Origin of the sequence: Roseovarius marisflavi (assembly GCF_900142625.1) — a bacterium.
In the GTDB taxonomy this organism is placed as follows: domain Bacteria; phylum Pseudomonadota; class Alphaproteobacteria; order Rhodobacterales; family Rhodobacteraceae; genus Roseovarius; species Roseovarius marisflavi.
Map to the genome: position 1 here is coordinate 1 of NZ_FRBN01000038.1, position 22,545 is coordinate 22,545.

Here is a 22,545-nt window from a genome sequence, read left to right on the forward strand (position 1 = left end):
AGCCAATGACGCGCCGAGAATGCAGATCGATGATGACGGCCAGATACAACCACCCTTCGCTGGTCAAGATATGGGATCTGTCGCCCGCCCACTTCCGGTTTGGGCCATCCGCAGAGAAACCCTGATCCAGCAGAATGGGCGCAGTGTTGAACGTGTGGTTGCGATCGGTCTTGCGCCAGGATCACCATATCGTCGCGCTGTCTGCGGCTCGTTGGGCGGCTTCGCCATGCACGAAATCCCCGCGATGAAACTTGCAGAATGCGGCAGAGACATTCCACAGGCCAGACTTCTTTCCGGGAAACAATGAAAGCAAACCTCATCGGCTTTGGCCCGCAAGGAAGCTTGCCGCGCGCAGGCCTTCGTTCTGCCTTTTGACATCCTCGCGCGGACCCGACATCAGATCGTCATGCTGATGCGTCTGACCCCACGTGTTCAGCGTCGAAAGTCCACCCCCTGAATCGGCAGCCGCCTGTGGCCGGGTCAGTCCACCGGTCGTCGCGATGCGCACCGCATCACGGCGAAACCCGTTCGTGTATCTCGTTGCCATTCCCTATCTCCTTCATCGCAAACATTGCTCGAAAGAGACCGGAACTGAACCGGGGCAAGACCAGTCTCCCGCATCCTTTCGTCGGGGTGATGCCAGGGGCGTCAGAAGCGCAGGCATTGACCGGGGTTAAAGCCGCGGGCCTTTGTTCGGTGTTTTATCGGATTAACGCAGATTAATGCGCAGGCCTGCGGGAATGGGAACATAGAAGGCTCACCCTCAACAGAACTTGTGCCAAGGGAAGGATCTATCATGTCGGACACAGCCGCAGAGGCGGAAAGCACGGATCCGGGCCTGCAATCCCGGTTTCCAACAGCCTATACGATCCTGTTCCTTCTGATCATTCTGGTGGCAGTTCTGACTTGGATAATTCCTGCAGGGCAATATGACCGTGTGATGAACGAGGATGTCGGTCGCGAGGTGGCCGTTCCCGAAACCTACAAGACCGTCGAGGCCAACCCGCAGGGGCCGATTGACGTGCTTCTGGCCCCGATCGCGGGGTTTTACGATCCTGACAGTTATGCGGCGAATGCCATCGACGTGGCGCTGTTCGTTCTCTTGCTGGGCGGCTTCCTGGGCGTGGTAAACGCGACCGGGGCGATCGACACCGGCATTCGCAGCGCAATGCGCGCGATGGAGGGCCGCGAGATCTGGATGGTCCCGATATTGATGACGCTTTTCGCCATCGGAGGGACGACCTATGGCATGGCCGAGGAAACACTGGCGTTCTACGCGATCCTTTTGCCGGTGGTTCTGCGCGCTGGCTATGATGCGGTGACGGGTGTCGCGATCATTTTGATCGGTGCCGGTATCGGCGTGCTAGGGTCTACGATCAATCCGTTCGCCACCATCATTGCGGCGGATGCGGCGTCGATCCCTTTCACGAACGGCATTATCCTGCGATTTGTTCTTCTGATTGGCGGGCTGGGCATCTGTGTGGCCTATGTTATGCGCTATGCCGCGCTCGTGAAGGCCGACAATCAGCGCTCTGTCGTGGCCAAGCAGTGGCAGGCGCATGACCGCCATTTTTTGCGTGGCAATGGTGAAGAAACGGCGGACGATGCGTTGACGGGCACGCAAAAGGTTATCCTGATCGTTTTTGCAGGCACATTCGTTGCGATGATCTGGGGGGTCTCCACGCAGGAGTGGTGGATGGCGCGAATGGGCGCGCTGTTCCTTGGCTCGGCGATCGTCATCGGCCTTATCGGGCGACTTGGCGAAAAGAAACTGACCGGGGCCTTTGTCGATGGTGCGCGCGATCTTCTGGGGGTGGCGCTGGTGATTGGATTGGCGCGTGGCATTGTCGTGATCATGGAGCAGGGGTTGATCGCGGACACCATCCTGCATGCATCCGCGCAAACCCTGGGCGATCTGTCGAGCATCGCGTTCATCTCGACCATGTTCGCGATCGAGGTGGGGATGAGCTTTTTCGTTCCCTCCTCGTCGGGTCTGGCGGTGTTGTCGATGCCGATCCTGGCACCGCTGGCCGATTTCGCCGGTGTCGGCCGCGACTTGGTCGTTACCGCCTATCAATCGGCGAACGGGCTGGTGAATCTGATCAATCCGACCTTCGCAGTGGTCATCGGCGGCCTCGCCATTGGGCGGGTGTCCTATGATCGCTGGATCGTCTTTATCTGGCCGCTTCTGTTGATCTTGACGGTCTTCATAATGGGCACGCTGGCGGTTGGGGCCTGGCTGGGCACGGGGGGGGTGGCATGAGCACGCCCCAACTTGGCGTACATTCCGAAACGGGACAATTGCGGCAGGTGATCGTTTGCAAGCCGGGCCGCGCGCATCGCAGGCTTACCCCGTCGAATTGCGAGCGGCTTTTGTTCGACGATGTGTTCTGGGTCAAACAGGCGCGCAAGGATCATGATGTCTTCTCCGACATCATGCGCGACGAAGGTGTCGAGGTGCTCGATACAGGCACGCTTCTGGCGGAAACGCTTGAGAGTGCCGATGCGCGCCGCTGGGTGCTTGATCACAGGGTCAGCCCGCTGGATATTGGCGTCGGCATGCTGGGCGAGATGCGCGATTGGCTGGACGAGCTGTCTGGCAGCGCGCTGTCGGACGTCCTGATTGGCGGATTGACGGTCGATGACCTGCCATTCGAGCCCGCAGGCATGTTTGGTGCTTATCTGGGTCCACTTGGCTTTATCCTTCCGCCCTTGCCGAATTTTCTGTTCACCCGAGATAATAGTGCCTGGATTTACGGCGGCGTCACGCTGAACCCGATGTATTGGCAAGCGCGGCGACCGGAAACGCTGCTGACTGCGGCAATTTACCGGTTTCATCCGAAGTTCGCAGGTAAGGCGGAGGTGATATGGGGCGACCCCACACGGGATCATGGTCTGGCCACGATCGAGGGTGGCGATGTAATGCCGGTTGGCAATGGTCTTGTTCTGATCGGCATGGGCGAGCGCACGTCGCCACAGGCGGTTGGCCTTCTGGCGGAGGCGCTGTTCGATGACGGTCGGGCGACGCGGGTTCTGGCCTGCCAACTGCCCAAGGAACGATCAGCCATGCACCTTGATACGGTGTTTACCTTCTGTGGCGGCGATGTCGTGACAAGCTTTACCGATGTAGCGGCGGAAATGAGCTTGTTCGATCTGCGTCCCGGTGACGGTTCGGCGCCCCTTGATATGAGGCGCCTTGAGCGGCCCATCTTTGATGTTCTGGCAAAGGCATTGGGCTTCAGGCGGTTGAAGGTTGTTTCGACTGGCGGCGACGATCCTTTCGAGGAATCCCGCGAGCAATGGAATGACGGCAACAACGTGCTGGCGCTGCGCCCCGGGGTGGTGGTCGGCTATGACCGCAACGACGACACCAACGCCGCGCTGCGCGCTGAAGGCATCGAGGTGCTGGAGATTCCGGGGGCCGAGCTAGGCCGGGGCAGGGGGGGCAGCCGATGCATGAGTTGCCCGACAATCCGCGATCCGGCATGAAAGGAGCAATAGTATGGCCTATAATCTGAAGAACCGGCATTTCCTGAGTCTGCGCGACTTTGCGCCAGGTGAAATCGGGTTCCTGCTGGATCTGTCCGCGACGCTGAAAGCCGCGAAATACGCAGGGACGGAACAACCGGGACTGAAGGGCAGGGAAATTGCCCTGATCTTCGAAAAGGACAGCACACGGACGCGGGTGGGATTCGAGGTTGCAGCCCATGACCAAGGGGCACATGTCACCTATCTGGGCCCGTCCGGTACGCATCTTGGCCGCAAGGAAACCGTCAAGGACACCGCCCGCGTGCTCGGCCGTGTGTTCGACGGGATTGAATACCGGGGCTTTGGTCAGACGGTTGTTGAGGATCTGGCGGCGCATGCCGGTGTGCCGGTGTGGAACGGCCTGACGGACGAATTTCATCCTACTCAGATACTTGCCGATTTCCTGACCATGCGCGAACACGCTGAAAAACAATTGCGCGAGGTGATCTTCACCTACATGGGGGATGCCTCCAACAACATGGCCGACAGCCTGTTGATTGGTGGTGCCAAGATGGGCATGGACGTGCGCCTTTGCGCCCCGCGTGCGTGCTGGCCGGAAACGCTTATCGAGGCCGAGGCACGGAGCATCGCGCAGGACACCGGCGCGCGCATCCTGATTTCTGATGACATTCAGGAGGCCACGTTGGGTGCGGATTTCATCTATACCGATGTCTGGCTTTCGATGGGAGAGCCCAGGGAGAAATGGGCCGAACGTATCGAGTTGCTGAAGCCCTATCAGGTCACGGCTGAGGTCATGTCCAATACCGGCAACCCGCGCACCCGCTTCATGCATTGCTTGCCGGCCTTCCACAATGCGGAAACCGAGGTCGGGGCCGAGATCGAGAAGGAGTTCGGCTTGTCAGCAATGGAAGTGACTGATGATGTCTTTGAAAGCGCCGCCTCGATTGTGTTCGATCAGGCCGAGAACCGGATGCACACGATCAAAGCGGTTCTCGTCGCCACGATAGGGCCATAAGGCCATGCTTGTCGTCACAGCGCTTGGTGGCAACGCGCTTTTGCGGCGCGGGCAGGCTCTGACGGCTGTCAACCAGCGCGAAAATGCGCGTGTGGCTGCCAGGGCGCTGGCGCGCATCGTTGAGGCCGGGCACGATCTTGTCGTCACCCATGGCAATGGTCCGCAGGTCGGTCTTCTGGCCTTGCAGGGCCTGTCTTACAAACCCGACGAGGTTTTTCCACTGGACGTCATGGGCGCGCAAACCGAAGGCATGATCGGCTATCTGATAGAACAGGAGCTGGAAAACGCCTTGGGCCACAGCCGAACGGTCGCGACGCTTTTGACCCAGGTGCGCGTTGATCCAAGGGATCCCGCGTTCGATAAACCAACAAAATTCGTCGGGCCGGTCTATGACAGGTCGCAAGCCGAGGAGATGGCGGACAGGTACGGCTGGTCCATCGCGCAGGACGGTGAAAACTGGCGACGTGTCGTCCCGTCGCCCGCACCGAAAGAGATCCCCGACATAAAGGTCATCCGCCAGTTGCTCGTGCATGGAACCATCGTGATTTGCGCGGGCGGCGGGGGAATCCCTGTTATCGCGCGCCCCGATGGGGGGCTGACCGGCATAGAGGCCGTCATCGATAAGGACGCCGCGAGTGCGCTTTTGGGCGAAACCCTCGGGGCCGATGTCCTTTTGATGCTGACGGATGTTGACGGGGTCTATCGCGATTTTGAAACCGGTCACGCGGCGCGCATCGAAAGAATGCCGGTGACCGAGGCGTCGTCGCTCGATCTGCCCGCCGGTTCGATGGGCCCCAAGGTCGCGGCGGCCTGCCGTTTTGCAAGCAGCGGCGCCCGGTGGGCCGGGATCGGGCGGCTTGGCGAGGCTTTTGATATCCTGAAAGGGCGCGCGGGCACCCGAATAGAGAATGACGCACCCTGAGATCTCGTTATCACGGGGCCAAGGGGCGGGTATTGAGGCACGGGGGGCTTCTTTCGGCAAGGTCTCTGTGCATGTTCATGCGCGACGTCCGGCGCGAGATGCTGTCAGGCATTAATGTGGGTTAACGCATTTTGCCTTGGCCAGAGTTATCCTTTTGCTGAATTAAGACGTGCAACATCCTATCCGTTTGTAATTTCGGGATTTTGGCGTAACTCATTTGGCCGATAACGCCGCCACGAAGCACGAAGCAGCGCGCGGCACCCCGAGGCTATGCAAGAGACGACCGTGATGCAGATACGCAAAGTCATGACCATTCCCGCGATCACCGGGGCAAGCGATGCGTCGATTCGTGAAATCGCACGCCTTATGCGCGACCATGATATTGGCTTGATTCCCATCGTCTTGGATGGCAGCCCCGTCGGTGTCTTGACAGATCGTGACATCGTCACGCGCATCTTGCCGGTTGCAGACGTCCCGGCGGAAATCACCGCAGCCCGGGCCATGTCGGATCATCCGGTGACCTGCCATATGGATCAGGACGTGGCCGAGGCTGCGTCTATCATGGGGGACAATCAGGTCCGTCGGCTTCTGGTCGTCGATCATGATGACCGCCTTGTGGGTATCCTGTCCTTGGGGGACATCGCAGAGAATGTTTCCGAAGGACTGGCCGGTCAGGCGCTTGGTGAGGTCGTCGAGTTGCGTTGATCCTGCTGTCCGAGCGGATTGGGCCGCGCTGTCATCTGCTCTTTTCTATTGGGTTGGGATGATCGACGTATTGAGCACCGCCACATCAGCGCCTGCGATCTCGGCCAGCCCTTGCAAATCGAGTATGGCGATATCCATCTGGCTGTTCACTGTCAGAATGTTTTTGCGGGACAAGCGCCGCATGGTGCGACAGACATGAACAGACGACAGCCCGGCAAATTCGCCGAGTTGCTGTTGTGTGAGCGGGATGTGGAACCTGTCGTTATCGACTTTACCGATGGCGCGCAGGCGCAGGTAAAGTTCGATAAGGGAATAGGCGATCCGCATTTCGGCGGTGCCTTTTCCGAGCCTCAGCATCCGCTCTGACATGCGCGACAGGGCCGAGGAAATGATTGCGCTCTCACGCATGCGCAGCATTGGCACCCACTTTGTCAGGTTCGCCCAAGTGACGTTCGGAACAACCGCAATCCTGGCATAGGAGAGCACTTCGATTTGCATGGCACTGGTCCATTTGTTTGCGGATGCCGGATTGATGATATCGCCGGGCAGCACAAAGTCGATGATCTGCCTCTGGCCGTCTTGTGTCGACTTTGACAAGGCGACCCATCCGTCAAGCACACAATAGGTTGCCGCAGAAGCCTCTCCCTCAAGTTTGAGGATATTTCCGGCACCAAAGCCGCGTCTGTGCGATCTCAGAACCTTTTCGAGCTGTGCTGTCGGGGCCGGAGCCGAAACGGAGGAAGGCAGGCGATGCATGCAATCACTTCGAAGTGCGGTGAGTAAGTTGCTGTTCATCCTTTGAAATCCTCTCATTCTATCGGGTCACGCAACGTGGTTCGGCTCACAGAACGCCCTTATTAAGGAAGGGCTTGACGGATCGGCCAAATCGAGCGCCGGATCAAATTCGGCGCGGATGTTGCCCTGCGGGTCTGCCTTCAAATCAAACGTCTCAGCATTGAATTAAAGGCAACGCCGCAGTCCCCCAGACGTTACTCATGACAAAGCATTTCACGCTGAACTGTGCACGAGGGATCAATTTGTTTCTTGAGCGAAATCAATCAGGCCGCGACAGGGGTCTGGCCGTTTCCGGTTTCCGCCGATTATGGGTTTAACCTTCGTCAATGCGACATCGGCCCTAAAGGTTAAGAGTGGTTGAACCTCAATTCCTGGCCTTAAACGGAGCCACTTGTGGGGAAATCTGTTGGTGATAAAAACTGACAGAAACCTGGCCTCCGATACGATTTCTGACTTTGCCAGACAGGTGCAGGGGGTCATTTTAACCTCCCCCATGGTTGTGCCCCAAATGGATAATCTCTTGCAGGCTCAGGAGACTGTCCTGCAGGACGTCGAGGCGTTTTCGTACCATTGGTTCGACCGGCGCCGCACCGCGACAAGAACGGCCCTGAAGGCAGTGCAGCATGTTGCAAAAACCGGCGGACGCGATTCTGGCTGGAATGATGGCCGCCAATGGGGTCATTGCGGTTCGCCGGTCCGCGCGACGCCACAATCGAGACAGCGGTCAAGGTGTTCGTGCACGGCGGGTTTTTATTTTTCTGGAATGACGAACAAATCCTCGACCTGGATCAGCGGCTTATTGTTTTGAATGCAAATGAAGCGCTATTTGGGCGGTCGCTGCCATTTAAAGGAGGGCGAAATGTTCGCCTTTATCAATAAAATTCTGGGTGAAGGACCGGCGAAGTCCGGTCTCACCATGGCTGAACAAGCCCCCGCATCGGATTATGATGAGAAGTTCCAGGCGTTCATTTCAGAACTCGGTCCGCGCATGAAGATAAGGCTGGGTTGGTTGACCGCGACAGCTGAGCAGCTCGTGTCGATAGGTGCGGACTCTCGGGACACTTCGTGTGAATTCTCCGATTTTGGGTGGTTGCGGGGCGTTACCGTGTGCGCGCGATCCGGCTGATCAGCTTGTCGAGCACATAGCCGGTGGCAATCACCGCCAAAAGTCCAAGTTGCGCCCAGATCACCATGAAAACCCAAAGCAAATTCACCAGCCCCATCACCAGAGCGGCGTTGGTGTAATTGGGCGCAGAGGGCATGTTTCCACGGTTCATGCGGCGATTTTAGCGCAAGATTTCGATCTGTCAGGTTAATTCTTGGCCCCGGGGCGCCGCTTGGCCGTTATCCGCGCGCCTCAGCAAGGGCCGGCGGCAGGGCATCAGCCAGCACCTCCAAATCCCCGGGACGGCCACAGCTTATGCGGATGCAGCGATCTTGCGGCGCGACAAAGGGCATGCGCACAAAGACCCCGCGCGCTACGAGGGCGGCAAGGACGGCGCGGGCGAAATCGCCATCCCGGCCACAATCGACGGCGACGAAATTGGTCGCCGAGGGCAGGGCCACAAGGCTGTTTTCGGCGGCAATGCGCGCGATGGTATTGCGCGCCACGGCCACCTTGGCCTGAATATCGGCAAGCCACGCGGTGTCGTTCAGCGCCGCGAGCGCGCCGACCTGTGCCATGCGGTTCATGCCGAAATGATTGCGGATCTTGTCAAAGCTGCGGATCAGGTCCGGCGCGCCGATGGCATAGCCGATGCGTGCCCCGGCCATGCCGTAAGCCTTTGAAAAGGTCCGCATCCGGATCACGCTCGGGTCATTGCCCGCGACCGGCGCGGCGGTGCCCTCGGGGGCAAACTCGACATAGGCCTCATCGAGCAGGAGCAAACAGCCCTCGGGCAACTGATCAAGGGCTGCGACGATATCGGTGCCCTGATGCCACGTGCCCATCGGGTTGTCGGGATTGGCCAGATAGATAAGCTTGGCCCCCACCTCATGCGCGCGGGTCATGAGCGCGGCAAGGTCTTCGTGGTCATCGCGGTAGGGCACCTTGTGGAGCACCCCGCCAAACCCCGTCACATGATAATTGAACGTCGGATAGGCCCCGTCAGAGGTCACCACCGCGTCGCCGGGCCCGATCAGCAGGCGCACCAGATTGCCAAGCAGGCCGTCGATGCCTTCGCCGACAAGGATATTGCCGGTCGCGACACCCATGGCGTCGGCGAGGGCGGCGCGCAGATCATGGCTTGTCGGGTCGCCGTATTTCCAGACATTTTCCGCCTCGGCACGCATGGCGGCGATCGCCGATGGCGAGGGGCCAAAGATGTTTTCATTCGCGCCAAGGCGCGCGGCAAAGGGCGCGCCGCGGGCACGTTCCTGTTCCTCGGGGCCGACAAAGGGCACGTTGGCGGGCAGGGATTGAACAAGGTCGGTATAGCGAGGTGTATCCATGGCGCGCAGTTAACGGGATCGCGGTTGCGCGTGCAAGGGTCTGCCCCCACGTCGGTCTGGTCTTGCTGCGGCAAGTGGTGTTTCATGCCGTCAAACCAAGGGAGATCGCCATGAGCCGGGTTCGCGTCGAGATCGACAATCACATCGCAAAGGTCACCCTGATGCGCGCCGACAAGCGCAATGCGGTTGACCCCGAGATGGCCGAGGCGATCGTCGCCGCCGGTCAGGAGCTTTGCAAAAGCGATGTGCGCGCCGTGGTTCTGTCGGGTGAGGGGCAGGCGTTTTGCGCCGGGCTTGACGTGATGAGCTTTGCCAAGTTCGCGGCCGCCGACCCCGAGGCGATGATCATGCGGCGCAGCCATGGCAATACCAATATCTTTCAAGAGGTGGCGATGGTCTGGCGCCGGGTGCCGGTCCCGGTGATTGCCGCGCTGCATGGCGCGGTTTACGGCGCGGGGTTTCAACTGGCCCTTGGGGCCGATATCCGCATTGCCGGGGCCGATGCCAAGCTTGCGGTGATGGAGATGAAATGGGGCCTTGTGCCCGATATGGGCGGCATGGCGCTCTTGCCGGGGCTGACGCGCAGCGACGTGATCCGCCGTCTGACCTATACCGCCGCGCCGGTTGGGGCGAGCCAAGCGCTGGACTGGGGGCTTGTCACCGAAATCGCCGATGATCCGCTCGCCGCCGCGCTTGATCTTGCGGCGCAGATTGCCGCCAAAAGCCCCTCTGCCATCCGCGCCGCCAAGCGGCTTATTGCGGTGGCCGAAAGCGGGGTGGGCGAGGAGGAGATCCTCCTGGCCGAAAGCCGCGAACAGGCCGATCTTATCGGCAAGCCGCATCAGATGGAGCAGATCGCCGCCAATCTTGCGGGCCGCGCGCCGGATTTCAAGGGCAAGGCCTGACGGGTCGGTCTAGCCGCCATAGACAATGCCCCAGCGTTCAATCAGCGCCTGTTGAAGATGTTTCGCGCGCTTGTTCCAGGAGGCGGCACCGGGCGGGCGATCATCCTGCGCCGAGTTCACCTTGGCGCGTAAACTGTCGCTCGCAGAGAAAATGGCAAAGGCCATTTCGGCCCCGTCGGGCGTAGTCATATAGCCTGCAAGCGCGCTGACGAAATAGAGCGTGCCGGTTTTCGCCACCACCTTTACCGGTTGATCCCTGAGGGTGCGCCCGCGCGCATCGCGCAGCGGGATGTCGCGTAACAGCGGCTTCAAAAGCCCCGCGCGATGGGCCCGCGCAAGCGCCCCGGCCATTGACGACGCCGTAAGGCGAGACGCATCGCCAAGCCCGGAATGATCAACAAGTCTTGGGTCGGCCATGCCAAGGCTGGTTTGCGCCCAGCCGGTCATTTCCCGCGCCGAGGTGCGCAGGTCTACGGGTTTGCCAAGCCGCGCGGCACTGGCGGCAAGGCCGACCATTTCGGCCGTAAGATTGGTTGAATAGCGCAGCATCTCGCGAAGAATATCACTGAGCGGCGCGCTTTGATGGGTGACAAGCGCGGTGCCGGAGGGCGCGCTTTTGCTGACCTCTGGCGTGCCAAGCGTGATGCCCTGCGAGCGGGCAAAGGTGGCAAAGACCTCGCCTGCATAAAGCTCGGGCTGGCGCACCGGCAGCCATCGCGCGCCGCGATTGCCAAGCGCACTTCGCGCCACGGTCCAGTCATCGCGCCGACCGTTGGCGCGATAGGTATAGACCGGAGCCGCGCGCTCGGCGATGCGCATCTGCGCTATGGTGACATCGGGACGGTATTTTCCGGATCGCGCATCCATGGTGATCGCATATTTGCCGCCGCTGCGCTTCCACTCAAAGTGCACCCGGTTGTAGTTGAGGTTCAGCCCCGAGAGCGACGGGTTATAGCTCGCATGCTCGGGCTGGGTTTCGTCAATCGCGCGCAGAAACGGTACCGCCCCGCCCCAGACGCGGAATTTGCCGCGCAATTCGCGCAGGCCCGCCTTTTTCAGATCCGCCGCCATCTCGGCAAGCCTGTCGGTATCAAGCGTCGGATCGCCGCCCCCGGCCAGCACCAGATCGCCCTTCAATATTCCGTTCGAGATTGGCCCGGTCGCGATAAGACGGGTCTGAAACCGGTGATTTGACCCCAGTGTATCGAGCCCATACAGCGCGGTGACCGCCTTGGTCACGCTGGCAGGTGGCAGGCCGAGCGTGGCATCGCCCTGTTCCAGAACAAGCCCGGTCTTGGCGTCACTCACGGCAAAGCCGACGCGCCCCGAAAGCTTTGCCTCGGCAATCAGCGCCTTGGTGCTGGGCGCAGTCGGGCTGCGGGTGGCGACACTGCGGGTGAAATCTCCGGGGCGTGCCTTGGGGCGCAGCGACACGCTTGGCGCACCGGCCCATGCAGGGACGGCAAGCGCCGACAGCGCGCTGCCAAGAAAGGCGCGTCTGGAAAGCGGACTGGTCATGGCGCAGAGTAAAGCGCAGCGCGCGGCGCGGTGCAATCGGCATTCGCGCTCACGGCTGCGTCACTTTTATGTTGTATCCGCCCATGCGCCGCTCTGGCGCAGATGGGTCGAGGAGATCGCCATCATCGGCATATTCACAAAGCACCAGGCCGGGGCGTTCATCTGGCCAAGCCTGTGACATTGGCGGGCGCCAAGCCGGGCGTGATCAAACACCCGCGCAGCGGGCGACATGCGCGCCGAAATCCGCTGGCCCGGGCGGGCCAGAACGCCCACCGGCACGGTATTCATGATCTCGCGCCAATCCTGCCAGAGGTGAAATTGCGCCAGGTTATCGGCCCCCATCAGCCACACGAAACGCACCCCCGGCCGTGCCCGGATCAGCGCCCGCAGGGTCTGGGCGGTATAGCGGGTGCCTGCCTGGGCCTCAAAATCGGTGACATCAATGCGCGGGTGATCGACAAGCGCGCGCGCGGCCCGCATCCGGCGCTCTAGCGGGGCGGGACCATGCGATTTCAGGGGGTTGCCGGGGCTGACCAGCCACCACAGCCGATCCAGCCCGAACCGCTTGAGCGCCTCGCGGCTGATATGCAGATGGCCGGCGTGTGGCGGATCGAATGATCCACCCAAAAGGCCGATCACCTGACCGGGATGCGAAGGGGGCAGGGCGTATGTCATCGCCCTTTCATTGCCAGCCACGCGCGCCGTGTAAAGCGAAAACACCGCCAAAGCGCGCGCAATCAGGGGTCCATGCGCTCTGGCAGGACGCGCAGATCGCGCGGCAAAAGCAGGCGCCAGAAATTGGCCTCGGCATGAATAAGGTTGCGCTGTGGGCTGTCGGGGGGCGCCTCGGATTTCAGCAGCGTGGCCATATCCATCAAAACCTCGGGGTTGTTGCGAAAATAGGCATGGCTTGATTTGCCGGTCACGGCGCTGACGTTGATGAAGTCCACATTGCCGATCTGCTTGAATATCTCGCGTTCATTCGGTTCAAGCTGATTATAGGACAGGCGACCAAAGCGGGTGCCGGCCATCAGGGTCTGGGCCAGGCCAAGGGCGCTGTCTTCGGGATTGATATAGACGGTGATGCGACCAAAGGCGGGGCCGAATTTTTCCGCAATCAGACGCTGGCGCACGACACCGAAATCAAGATCGGGCGCGGCCAGGATTAGGTTCTCGATACGCAGGCTCTGGCGCGGGTTGCGCCCGGCGGCGCGGGTTTCGATCACCAATTCCCGCAGCGCGGTGGTTAGCACATCGCTGCCGCGGCTATGGGCGATGATGTGGATGCGCCCCACCCCCGGTGTGGCGGTGATCAGGCGCAGGGTTTCCTTGAGGTGATAGATCGAAAACTCGCCGCTTTCGCGATCCTTGAAATAGCCGAACAGCCCCGGATTGCCCGCAGGCCAGCTATAGGCAAGCGGGACCGGCCCTTCGCCGACGCTGTGCCAGACGCGGGCAAGGGTTTCGATCGACTCCTCAAAACTGCTGTTGAAGCCATGCACATAAAGCAGAACCTCGTCTTGCCCGCTCTCGCGCAGCGCCTGTGAAAGCTCTGCCTTCAGGGCGGATGAGCTTTCGCCGTAGCGGGCAGTGGCGGCCAGGTCGGGCAGAATGACACCCTTGTCCTGCGAAAACGGCAGCGGCGTCGCCGGAAAGCGCAGCGCTTCATGCACCTGCGTGAGCTTGGGGGGCTTGCCCATTTCGGCGCGACTTTCCGCGCGGCGCAGATGCGCCGTGCCAAGCGCCATCGAAGAGCTTCGAGCGGCCGTATAGATCAACTCGCCTTCACCGGGGCGGCTCGGGTTGCGGTCGGTTACGAAATAAAGCCGCATGTTCTTGCCCGAAGAGGGCGGCACCGCTTCGACCTCGCTCAGCGGGCGCGCCCCACCACAGCCCGCAAGGGCAAGCGCGAACGCCAGCAGCAATGGCTTTGACAGAGCGGGCAAGGCGCGGGGCATGGCCGGGGTCCCTTCAATGGTGATGTGCAAGATCACTATGGGGCGACTTTCGCGCTTCGGGCAACGGCCAAGTGGGCGCGCGGGCTTTATATAGTTTTATGGAATTTATTTGCCGAAAGGCCATGGCGCGCTACCGGTCGTTAACCTTGCGCTGTTTAATGTGGCGCGAGGTCAGGCTTTATGCGGAGAATTTGTGCAGGTGTCAGAGGGCGCTCAGAACGTGACGGGGCCAGCGGTGCCCGAGGGCGCAGAAGCCCTGCAATCGATCTACGGGTTGATCCTTGAACAGGCGCGCGACGGTATCGTCGTGCAGGATATCGAGGCGCGTATCGAATGGGTGAACCCGGCCTGTGAAGACATGTACGGCTGGAGCCTTGAGGAAATGCGCGGCCGCAAGCCGCAGGATTTCATCCTGCCGGTCAATGAGCGCCCGGATCGCGAAGCGCTGGAGAATTTCCGCTATGATTCCGAAAGCCCGCTGTTTCGCCGCTATCAACTGAGCCGGAATGTCCGGCGCAACGGTCAGGTGTTCTGGAATCAGCAAAGTTTCGCCCTGCTGGATATCGGCCCCGAACCGCATCAGAAAAAGGTGGTGGTGACCTGTCGCGATGTGACCGACCAGGTGAATACCGAAATGGCGCTGCGCCAGATTCAGGTCGATCTCAAGCGAAGCGCGCATCACGACGATCTCACCGGGCTGGCCAATCGCAAGAAGCTTGAGGATTACCTTGGCTCCAAACTTGTGACGGATCATATCGCGCAGGGCAGGATTGGCGTTCTGGTGATCGACATCGACAAGTTCAAGGATATCAACGACACGCTTGGCCATGGCGCGGGCGATGCCACGCTAAGGCATGTCGCGCAGGCCCTTGAGACGCATTGCGCGCCGGGCGATTTGGCGTGCCGGACAGGTGGCGACGAGTTTCTGCTGATCTGCCTTGAACCCGGCGATAAGGCCGCGTTGATCGAGCGGGCCAACGCGGTGCTTGAGACGCTGGCCCATCCCCTTGACTGGGATGAGCAGGCGATTCGCATCGGCGCCTCGATCGGGGCCTGCTTGCCAGAGCGGCTTTCCGATACCGGCGAGGCCCTGATCCAGCGTGCCGACCAGGCGCTTTACAGCGCCAAGGCGCGTGGCCGTGGGCAGGTCGTGTGCTACACGCCGCATCTGGGGCAGGTCCAGAAGGCGCAGCAGGAACTTGCGCGCGATCTGCGCGAGGCGTTGGTCGCGGAACAGTTTGAAATCTACCTTCAGCCACAGCTTCGCCTGTCGGACAGCCGGATTTGCGGCTGTGAAGCGCTGGTACGCTGGCGCCATCCGCGGCGCGGATTGCTGCTGCCGTCAGAGTTTTTGTCGGCGGCGGATGGTTTGGGGATATTGGCCGATATCGACTATATGTCGATGAACATGGCGCTTGATGCCCTGGCCGAATTGCATGCGACCGGGTTTGACCAGATGACCATGGCGATCAACGTGTCGGCCTCGATTCTGGCGGATGTGAATTATCCGGGGCTGCTTGACTGGGGGCTTCAGATGCGCGGTTTGCGCCCGGAACATATCTGTATCGAAGTGCTGGAGACCACCATCCTTGACGGCAGCGGTCATGACATCGTGACCGCCGTCGAGCGGCTCAAGCGGCTTGGCGTGCGCGTGGCGCTTGATGATTTCGGCACCGGTTACGCCGGCCTGTCGCATATGGCCACCTTCGAGATTGACGCGATCAAGCTTGACCGCTCGATGATCGCGCGGCTGGACAGCGATCCGCGCAATCGGGTGATCGTGCGCGCCATTATCCGCCTTTGTACCCTGCTGGACATGCAGGTGGTGGCCGAAGGTGTCGAAACCGAAGGCCAGCTTGACATGCTGCGCCGGGCCAATTGCCCGGTCATTCAAGGCTTTGGCCTTGCCCGCCCGATGACGCGCGGGGATTTGATCACCTGGATGACGGCGCATGATCCGCTGCCAGGGACCAAGCCATTCGGCATTGCCCCGGCGCCCGTGTCGTCGCCGATCCGTACCCTGCGCTAGGCCATTGCCCCTCGACGCCATGGAGGGTATCAGGTGCGTTGGATTACAGATACGCAAGTGGAGCGGCACAACATGGCAGCCTATCAATACGTCTATCACATGCAGGGGGTCTCCAAGACCTATCCGGGCGGCAAGAAATGTTTCGAGGACATTCACCTGAGCTTTTTGCCCGGTGTCAAAATCGGTGTGGTGGGTGTGAACGGCTCTGGTAAGTCGACCCTGATGAAGATCATGGCCGGCCTTGATACCGATTTCACCGGCGAGGCCTGGGCCGCCGAGGGGGCCAAGGTCGGCTATCTGCCGCAGGAGCCGCATCTTGATCCGGCGCTGAACGTGCGCGACAACGTCATGCTTGGCGTTGCCGCCAAGAAGGCCAAGCTTGATCGCTTCAACGAGTTGGCGATGAATTACAGCGACGAGACCGCCGACGAGATGGCCGAGTTGCAGGATGAAATCGACAGCCAGAACCTCTGGGATCTGGATTCGCAGGTCGATATCTCGATGGAGGCGCTGCGCTGTCCGCCCGATGATGCCGATGTCGAAAGCCTGTCTGGTGGTGAGCGTCGGCGCGTTGCGCTGTGCAAGCTGTTGCTGGAAGCGCCCGAGATGCTCTTGCTCGACGAACCGACCAACCACCTTGACGCCGAGACCATCGCATGGCTGCAACAGCATCTGATCGACTACAAGGGCACGATCCTGATCGTCACCCATGACCGCTATTTCCTTGACGATATCACCAGCTGGATCCTTGAGTTGGATCGCGGCCGCGGCATGCCCTACGAGGGCAACTATTCCGCCTGGCTTGAGCAAAAGGCCAAGCGCCTGAGCCAGGAAGCGCGCGAGGACAAATCCAAGCAAAAGACGCTTGAGCGCGAACTTGACTGGATGCGGCAGGGCCAAAAAGCGCGTCAGGCCAAGCAAAAGGCCCGGATCAACGCCTATAACGAGCTTGCCGGCCAGTCCGAGCGCGAAAAGCTCGCCCGTGCCCAGATCGTGATCCCCAATGGCCCGCGTCTTGGCAACAAGGTGATCGAGGTCAACGGGTTGACCAAACATATGGGCGACAAGCTTTTGATCGAAGATCTGAGCTTTTCTTTGCCGCCGGGTGGCATTGTCGGGGTGATCGGCCCCAACGGCGCCGGTAAATCGACGCTGTTCAAGACCCTCACCGGACAAGAGGCGCCGGATTCCGGCAGTATTGAGTATGGCGATACGGTCAAGCTATCCTATGTGGATCAGTCGCGCGACGATCTGGCCCCCAATGACAACGTCTGGGAGGCGATTGCCGACGGTCAGGACATCATCAAGCTTGGCGATGCCGAGGTGAACGCGCGTGCCTATTGCTCGTCGTTCAACTTCAAGGGCGGCGACCAGCAAAAGAAGGTGTCGCTTCTGTCGGGCGGCGAGCGCAACCGCGTGCATATGGCGCGGCTGCTCAAGGATGGCGGCAACGTGCTGCTGCTCGATGAGCCGACCAACGATCTGGATGTCGAAACGCTGCGCGCGCTGGAAGATGCGCTGGTGGATTTCGCCGGCTGCGCCGTGGTCATCAGCCACGACCGCTTTTTCCTTGACCGGATCTGTACGCATATTCTTGCCTTTGAGGGCGATGCGCATGTCGAATGGTTCGAGGGCGCCTTCAGCGACTATGAAGAGGACAAAAAACGCCGTCTTGGCCCCGATGCGCTTGAGCCCAAGCGCGTGAAGCACAAGAAATTCGTGCGTTAGGCGGCGTATATCCGCTTTTATATCGGGGGCGGGCGCGGAAATTCCTTGCAATTTTTGCGCCTTGCCCCCATATGCACTTTGCGAACGTTATTCTATTTCGACCTGCTGTCTCCCTAAACCGGCGCTCAGTCTTCGATCCAGACATACCTTGCCGGGCTGCCGCACCTACGCGGGCAGCATTAAATTTAGGAGAACACGGATATGGCTACTGGCACCGTGAAATGGTTCAACACAACTAAAGGCTTCGGCTTTATTGCCCCCGATGGCGGCAGCAAAGACGTTTTCGTACACATCTCGGCCGTTGAGCGGTCGGGCCTGTCGGGTCTTGCAGATGATCAAAAAGTAACATTTGACATCGAAGCCGGCCGTGACGGCCGCGAAAGCGCGATCAACCTCGCTCTGGCATAAGCCTTAGCATCGGTTAAGATTACAGGCGCGGCCCCCGAAACGGGGCCGCGTTTTGCGTTTGCGGGTGCGGTATTTTGCGCAACAGCGAAAGTGCTAGCGCTAACCCGGTTCACCCCGGCGCACGAAGGGGATAGAAGGCGGGCAAGACCAAGCCAGGAGCCGTCATGCGTACCCCAAAACCCGTCGTTTTATGCATTCTGGATGGCTGGGGCCTGAGCGAGGAAACAGAGGCGAACGCGCCGCATCTCGCAAATACCCCCACTTTTGACCGGCTGATGGCGACATGTCCCAATGATACGCTGATCACCCACGGCCCCGATGTCGGCCTGCCGCGCGGGCAGATGGGCAACTCCGAGGTCGGGCACACGAATATCGGCGCGGGCCGGGTGGTGGCGATGGATCTGGGCCAGATTGATCTTGCGATCGAAGACGGCAGTTTCTTTCAAAATGCGTCCCTGCAGGGCTTTATCGCCAAGCTGCAAAAAAGCGGCGGGCGCGCGCATCTGCTCGGGCTGGTGTCGGATGGCGGGGTGCATGGGCATATGAACCATATCGTTGCCGCCGCACGCGCGATTGCCGAGGCCGGTGTGCCGGTGGTTCTGCATGCGCTGACCGATGGGCGTGATGTGGCGCCCAAATCGGCGCGGGTCTACCTTGAACAGCTGAAAGAGACGCTTCCCGAAGGGGTCGAGATCGCCACCATCATCGGGCGCTATTTCGCGATGGATCGCGACAATCGCTGGGGCCGGGTGCAAGAGGCTTACGAGGCGATCGTGTTTGGCAAGGGAATCCGCTGTGCCAACCCGCGCATCGCGGTGACAAACGCCTATGTGCGCTCTGAATCCGATGAATTTATCGCGGCGAGCGCGATTGGCAACTATCTTGGCGCGCGCGATGGTGACGGTGTGTTCTGCCTTAATTTCCGCGCGGACCGGTCGCGCGAAATCCTTCAGGCGATTGCCGATCCAGCGTTTGACAGCTTTGACAGGGGCCAGCGCCCCGAGTGGGCGGCGCTTTTGGGGATGGTGGAATATTCCGAGGTGCATAATGCCTGGTATGACACGGTGTTTCCCTCGCGCGATATCAACAATACGCTCGGCGAATGGGTGGCCAAGCAGGGCCTGCGACAGTTCCATCTGGCCGAGACCGAAAAATACCCGCATGTCACCTTCTTCCTGAACGGCGGCAAGGAAACGCCCGAACCCGGCGAAGACCGCTATATGGCGGCCTCGCCTCATGTGGCGACCTATGACTTGCAGCCCGAGATGTCGGCGGATGAGGTCACATCCCATTTTGTCAGCGCTATCCATGAAGACTATGACCTGATCGTCGTGAACTATGCCAACCCCGATATGGTTGGACATACTGGCAACCTTGCGGCCGCGATGGCGGCCTGCGAGGCGGTGGATCAGGGCCTTACCCGTGTGGTCGAAGCGTTAGAGGCGGTGGGCGGCGCCATGATCGTGACCGCCGATCACGGCAATTGCGAGGTAATGGTCGATCCGGTCACGGGTGGCCCGCATACCGCCCATACGCTCAACCCTGTGCCGGTTATCCTTGTGGGTGGGCCAAGTGGCGCGCATCTGCGCTCAGGCGGGCGGCTGGCCGATCTGGCACCGACCCTGCTTGAGTTGATGAACCTGCCCAAGCCCGAGGAAATGACCGGGGAAAGTCTTTTGAAATGAGCATGTTGCGGGCCCTTCTCTGTGTCGGGCTGGCCCTTGTGCCGCCCGCGTTTGCACAGGTGTCGACCGATCCGGCCACGGCGGCCTTTGCGGCCGCCGAGCGGCTTGGCCGGGCGTCAGAGGCGCTGGAAAAGGCAGAAGGCGCGCAAAACCGGGTCAAGGCGCTGACCGAGACGATCACCGCATTCGAGGACGGGCTTGAGGCGATGCGCGACGGGCTGCGCCGTGCGGCGGTGCGCGAACAGGCGCTGAGCGCCGAATTGCGCGCGCGCGATGAGGAAATCGCCCAGCTTTTGGGCGTGCTTCAGACCATGGGCAACGCCCCGGTGCCGGTCCTGCTGATGCATCCGGCCGGGCCGGTGGGCACGGCGCGGGCGGGCATGATCCTGTCAGAGGTTGCCCCGGCGCTTGATGCGCGGGCCCTGTCACTGCGCGACAAGGTCCAGGAGCTGAGCGTGCTGCGCGCGCTGCAGCAAAGTGCCGCGGACAAGCTTCAAGAGGGGCTCGAGGGCGTGCAGGAGGCGCGCAGCGCGCTGAGTGCCGCGATGGCCGAGCGCACCAACCTGCCGCGCCGCTTTACCGAGGATTCGGTGAAAACCGCGCTGTTGATCGCCTCGACCGAAACGCTTGAGGGCTTTGCCAGCGGGTTGAGCGAGATTGCGATCGACGAGGCCCCCGGAAGCCTGCCCGATATCAGCGCGCGCAAGGGCGCCTTACCGCTTCCGGTCGAGGGTACCATCCTGCGCCGCGCAGGCGAGGCGGACGCCGCAGGCATCAAACGCCCCGGTATCGTTGTTGCCACACGGCCGCGCGCCCTTGTGCGGACCCCTGCGGCGGCGACGGTGCGCTATCGTGGCCCCTTGCTTGACTACGGAAATGTGATCATTCTGGAGCCGCAATCGGGGATTTTGCTGGTGTTTGCCGGGTTGGATGTTGTTTATGGTCAAACAGGCCAGGTGTTGCCCGGCAGCAGCCCGGTAGGGTTGATGGGCGGTGCGGGCGCAGAGGGCGATCTGCTTTTGGCCGCCGAATCTCAGGATACGGGTTCCGAACGGACGCAGACGCTCTATATTGAGGTCAGACAAGACAATTCCCCAGTGGACCCGCTTGCGTGGTTCAAGACCGACAAGGATGACTGAAACATGAAAAAGTTCCTGATGGCCGCCTCGGCCGGTATTCTGACCGGCGTTGTGGTAACAACCCAGGTGGCGGCCCCGCTTTTGGCACAGGAAGCGACCGACTCGATTGACGTTTACGAACAGCTTGATCTTTTCGGTGACATTTTTGAGCGCATTCGCGCCCAATATGTCGAGGATGTCGATACCAAGGATCTTGTCGAGGCGGCGATCAACGGCATGCTGACCTCGCTTGATCCTCATTCCAGCTATCTGTCGCCAGACGATTCCGAAAACATGCAGGTGCAGACGCGCGGCGAATTCGGCGGCCTTGGCATCGAGGTGACGCAGGAAGACGGCTTTGTCAAAGTTGTCTCGCCGATGGACGGCACCCCCGCCGATCAGGCCGGGATCGAATCGGGCGATTTCATCACCCATGTCGATGGCGAAAGCGTTCTGGGGCTGACCCTCAACGAGGCGGTCGAATTGATGCGCGGCCCGGTCGGCAGCGAGATCATCATCACCGTGGTGCGCGAAGGCACAGCGGAACCTTTTGATGTGTCGATCATTCGTGACACGATCAAGCTTACGGCGGTGCGCGCGCGTATCGAGCAAAACGCCGTGGTGCTCCGGGTGACCACCTTTAACGAGCAAACCTATCCCAACCTCGAAGCGGGGCTGGCCGAGAAGATCGAAGAGCTTGGCGGCGAAGAAAATGTCAGCGGCATCATTCTTGACATGCGCAACAATCCCGGCGGGCTTTTGAACCAGGCGATCAAGGTGTCGGATGCGTTTCTTGACAAGGGCGAGATCGTCAGCACCCGTGGCCGCAACCCGCAGGACGGCGAGCGGTTCAACGCGACGCCGGGTGATCTGGCCAATGGCAAGCCGATTGTCGTGCTGATCAACGGCGGCTCTGCAAGTGCCTCCGAAATCGTTGCCGGCGCGCTTCAGGATCACCACCGTGCGATCGTTGTCGGGACCAAGAGCTTTGGTAAAGGTTCGGTTCAGACGGTCATGCCGCTGCGGGGCAATGGTGCGATGCGCCTGACCACTGCGCGGTATTACACGCCGTCGGGCCGCTCTATTCAGGCGCTTGGCGTCAGCCCGGACATCCTTGTTGAACAGCCGCGCCGCACCCCGGCCACCGAAGAGGATGAGGCGGCCACAACCCGGCCCAACCGCTCCGAGGCCGACCTGCGTGGCCGTCTGTCCAACGACAGCCTGACCGAGGATGAGATCAAGCAGATCGAAGAGGATCGCGCCCGCGCCCTTGAGGCGGCCAAGCTGCGCGAAGATGATTATCAACTGGCCTATGCCATTGATATCCTTCGCGGTCTGTCGGTGATTGGCAAAGGCGACTAAGCCAGTCTAGCAACGCTTGAAAGGGCCCTGTTCCGTTGGGACAGGGCCCTTTTTTTGTGGGCCAACGTCAACTTTGAGCCCAGAGCCGCCGGATTGAAATCGCGCCCTTCGCTCATGCAGCAAAAAAGTTGCCTTGATTGATCCAAGCGCCACGCTGCAACGCAGCCTTAAAAGCGGCCATTCGTTGTGGGCGCAGCAAAGCTTGGAGGGTCTATGACCGAGTTGCGGGACGAAGCCGCCTGATGCTGGCGCAGCGAAAATCACCTTGATTGCTCGACCGTATCCCAGGGTTGTCCGCAGCGGCGCAGCACGATTTCCCGAAACCGGACATTCAAATCCTACAAAAGGACCGAAACCCAGACCTGATGGGGTGGATGGCTCCTGCTCCAATCGGCGTCGCAATGCGCCATACTGCAGATGTCCATATCTGCGTATAGGAGGAGCCACCCAATGCAAG

At 60.7% G+C, this 22,545-nt stretch carries 21 protein-coding genes and 1 pseudogene; 14 read left to right on the forward strand and 8 right to left on the reverse strand.

Annotated features, from left to right (window positions below):
• Together BUB78_RS21615 and BUB78_RS18405 are read right to left on the reverse strand one after the other, a co-directional pair.
• Positions 1 to 266, reverse strand: a pseudogene (locus BUB78_RS21615) (IS3 family transposase); the annotation flags it as partial.
• Between the two features lie 50 nt (positions 267 to 316).
• Positions 317 to 547 carry a hypothetical protein gene (locus BUB78_RS18405; protein WP_073200666.1) on the reverse strand — a complete coding sequence of 77 codons (231 nt, stop codon included), beginning with the start codon at positions 545 to 547 and terminating at the stop codon, positions 317 to 319.
• 249 nt (positions 548 to 796) lie between these two features.
• Between BUB78_RS18405 and BUB78_RS18410 the strand changes: the two genes are divergently transcribed.
• The 5 genes from BUB78_RS18410 to BUB78_RS18430 all read left to right on the forward strand — a co-directional run bounded on the left by BUB78_RS18410 (position 797) and on the right by BUB78_RS18430 (position 6,131).
• Positions 797 to 2,263, forward strand: a complete 1,467-nt coding sequence (locus tag BUB78_RS18410) for a YfcC family protein (RefSeq protein ID WP_073200667.1) — start codon at positions 797 to 799, stop codon at positions 2,261 to 2,263.
• A complete protein-coding gene (locus BUB78_RS18415) occupies positions 2,260 to 3,489 on the forward strand; it encodes an arginine deiminase (RefSeq protein WP_073200669.1) in 1,230 nt (409 codons plus the stop codon). The genes BUB78_RS18410 and BUB78_RS18415 overlap by 4 nt, the downstream gene beginning before the upstream one ends.
• A gap of 13 nt (positions 3,490 to 3,502) precedes the next feature.
• Positions 3,503 to 4,504, forward strand: a complete 1,002-nt coding sequence (gene argF, locus BUB78_RS18420; RefSeq protein ID WP_073200671.1) for an ornithine carbamoyltransferase — start codon at positions 3,503 to 3,505, stop codon at positions 4,502 to 4,504.
• Between the two features lie 4 nt (positions 4,505 to 4,508).
• Positions 4,509 to 5,426: a carbamate kinase gene (locus BUB78_RS18425; RefSeq protein ID WP_073200673.1), complete on the forward strand. Its 918-nt coding sequence runs from the start codon at positions 4,509 to 4,511 to the stop codon at positions 5,424 to 5,426.
• Positions 5,427 to 5,732: 306 nt separating this feature from the next.
• Positions 5,733 to 6,131 (forward strand): CBS domain-containing protein, encoded by a 399-nt coding sequence (locus tag BUB78_RS18430; RefSeq protein ID WP_220084036.1) that lies wholly within the window; start codon positions 5,733 to 5,735, stop codon positions 6,129 to 6,131.
• 45 nt (positions 6,132 to 6,176) lie between these two features.
• On the opposite strand, the gene BUB78_RS18435 is transcribed toward BUB78_RS18430, so the two are convergent.
• Positions 6,177 to 6,926 (reverse strand): Crp/Fnr family transcriptional regulator, encoded by a 750-nt coding sequence (locus BUB78_RS18435; RefSeq protein WP_220084037.1) that lies wholly within the window; start codon positions 6,924 to 6,926, stop codon positions 6,177 to 6,179.
• Between the two features lie 409 nt (positions 6,927 to 7,335).
• Between BUB78_RS18435 and BUB78_RS18440 the strand changes: the two genes are divergently transcribed.
• Positions 7,336 to 7,734, forward strand: a complete 399-nt coding sequence (locus BUB78_RS18440) for a hypothetical protein (protein WP_139279395.1) — start codon at positions 7,336 to 7,338, stop codon at positions 7,732 to 7,734.
• 6 nt (positions 7,735 to 7,740) lie between these two features.
• Entirely contained in the window at positions 7,741 to 8,052 is a 312-nt protein-coding gene (locus BUB78_RS18445) for a hypothetical protein (RefSeq protein WP_220084038.1), read from the forward strand.
• On the opposite strand, the gene BUB78_RS20785 is transcribed toward BUB78_RS18445, so the two are convergent.
• Entirely contained in the window at positions 8,027 to 8,203 is a 177-nt protein-coding gene (locus BUB78_RS20785) for a hypothetical protein (protein WP_170865110.1), read from the reverse strand. The genes BUB78_RS18445 and BUB78_RS20785 overlap by 26 nt on opposite strands.
• 67 nt (positions 8,204 to 8,270) lie before the next feature.
• The gene (locus tag BUB78_RS18450) at positions 8,271 to 9,377 is read right to left on the reverse strand and encodes a pyridoxal phosphate-dependent aminotransferase (protein ID WP_073200682.1); all 1,107 of its coding nucleotides are present in this window, start codon (positions 9,375 to 9,377) and stop codon (positions 8,271 to 8,273) included.
• A gap of 110 nt (positions 9,378 to 9,487) precedes the next feature.
• Between BUB78_RS18450 and BUB78_RS18455 the strand changes: the two genes are divergently transcribed.
• Positions 9,488 to 10,282 (forward strand): crotonase/enoyl-CoA hydratase family protein, encoded by a 795-nt coding sequence (locus BUB78_RS18455; protein ID WP_073200698.1) that lies wholly within the window; start codon positions 9,488 to 9,490, stop codon positions 10,280 to 10,282.
• A gap of 9 nt (positions 10,283 to 10,291) precedes the next feature.
• Here BUB78_RS18455 and dacB read toward each other — a convergent pair whose 3' ends face one another.
• The 3 genes from dacB to BUB78_RS18470 all read right to left on the reverse strand — a co-directional run bounded on the left by dacB (position 10,292) and on the right by BUB78_RS18470 (position 13,758).
• Positions 10,292 to 11,800: a D-alanyl-D-alanine carboxypeptidase/D-alanyl-D-alanine endopeptidase gene (gene dacB / locus BUB78_RS18460; RefSeq protein ID WP_073200684.1), complete on the reverse strand. Its 1,509-nt coding sequence runs from the start codon at positions 11,798 to 11,800 to the stop codon at positions 10,292 to 10,294.
• A 66-nt stretch (positions 11,801 to 11,866) separates the two neighbouring features.
• A complete protein-coding gene (locus tag BUB78_RS18465; protein WP_073200700.1) occupies positions 11,867 to 12,475 on the reverse strand; it encodes a nicotinate-nucleotide adenylyltransferase in 609 nt (202 codons plus the stop codon).
• 62 nt (positions 12,476 to 12,537) lie between these two features.
• A complete protein-coding gene (locus BUB78_RS18470; protein ID WP_139279397.1) occupies positions 12,538 to 13,758 on the reverse strand; it encodes an alpha/beta hydrolase in 1,221 nt (406 codons plus the stop codon).
• A gap of 220 nt (positions 13,759 to 13,978) precedes the next feature.
• Here BUB78_RS18470 and BUB78_RS18475 point away from each other — a divergent pair, with 220 nt between their 5' ends.
• From BUB78_RS18475 to BUB78_RS18500, 6 genes are all read left to right on the forward strand, one after another.
• The gene (locus BUB78_RS18475; protein ID WP_220084039.1) at positions 13,979 to 15,787 is read left to right on the forward strand and encodes a putative bifunctional diguanylate cyclase/phosphodiesterase; all 1,809 of its coding nucleotides are present in this window, start codon (positions 13,979 to 13,981) and stop codon (positions 15,785 to 15,787) included.
• 72 nt (positions 15,788 to 15,859) lie between these two features.
• Complete coding sequence (ettA, locus tag BUB78_RS18480) at positions 15,860 to 17,515, forward strand: energy-dependent translational throttle protein EttA (protein WP_073200702.1); 1,656 nt, start codon at positions 15,860 to 15,862, stop codon at positions 17,513 to 17,515.
• 201 nt (positions 17,516 to 17,716) lie between these two features.
• Positions 17,717 to 17,923, forward strand: coding sequence for a cold-shock protein (locus BUB78_RS18485; RefSeq protein WP_073200690.1), 207 nt, complete (start codon positions 17,717 to 17,719; stop codon positions 17,921 to 17,923).
• A gap of 164 nt (positions 17,924 to 18,087) precedes the next feature.
• Positions 18,088 to 19,608, forward strand: a complete 1,521-nt coding sequence (gpmI, locus tag BUB78_RS18490; protein WP_073200692.1) for a 2,3-bisphosphoglycerate-independent phosphoglycerate mutase — start codon at positions 18,088 to 18,090, stop codon at positions 19,606 to 19,608.
• 2 nt (positions 19,609 to 19,610) lie between these two features.
• A complete protein-coding gene (locus BUB78_RS18495) occupies positions 19,611 to 20,747 on the forward strand; it encodes a murein hydrolase activator EnvC family protein (protein ID WP_073200694.1) in 1,137 nt (378 codons plus the stop codon).
• Positions 20,748 to 20,750: 3 nt separating this feature from the next.
• Positions 20,751 to 22,088, forward strand: a complete 1,338-nt coding sequence (locus BUB78_RS18500) for a S41 family peptidase (protein WP_073200696.1) — start codon at positions 20,751 to 20,753, stop codon at positions 22,086 to 22,088.
• Positions 22,089 to 22,545 lie beyond the last annotated feature (457 nt).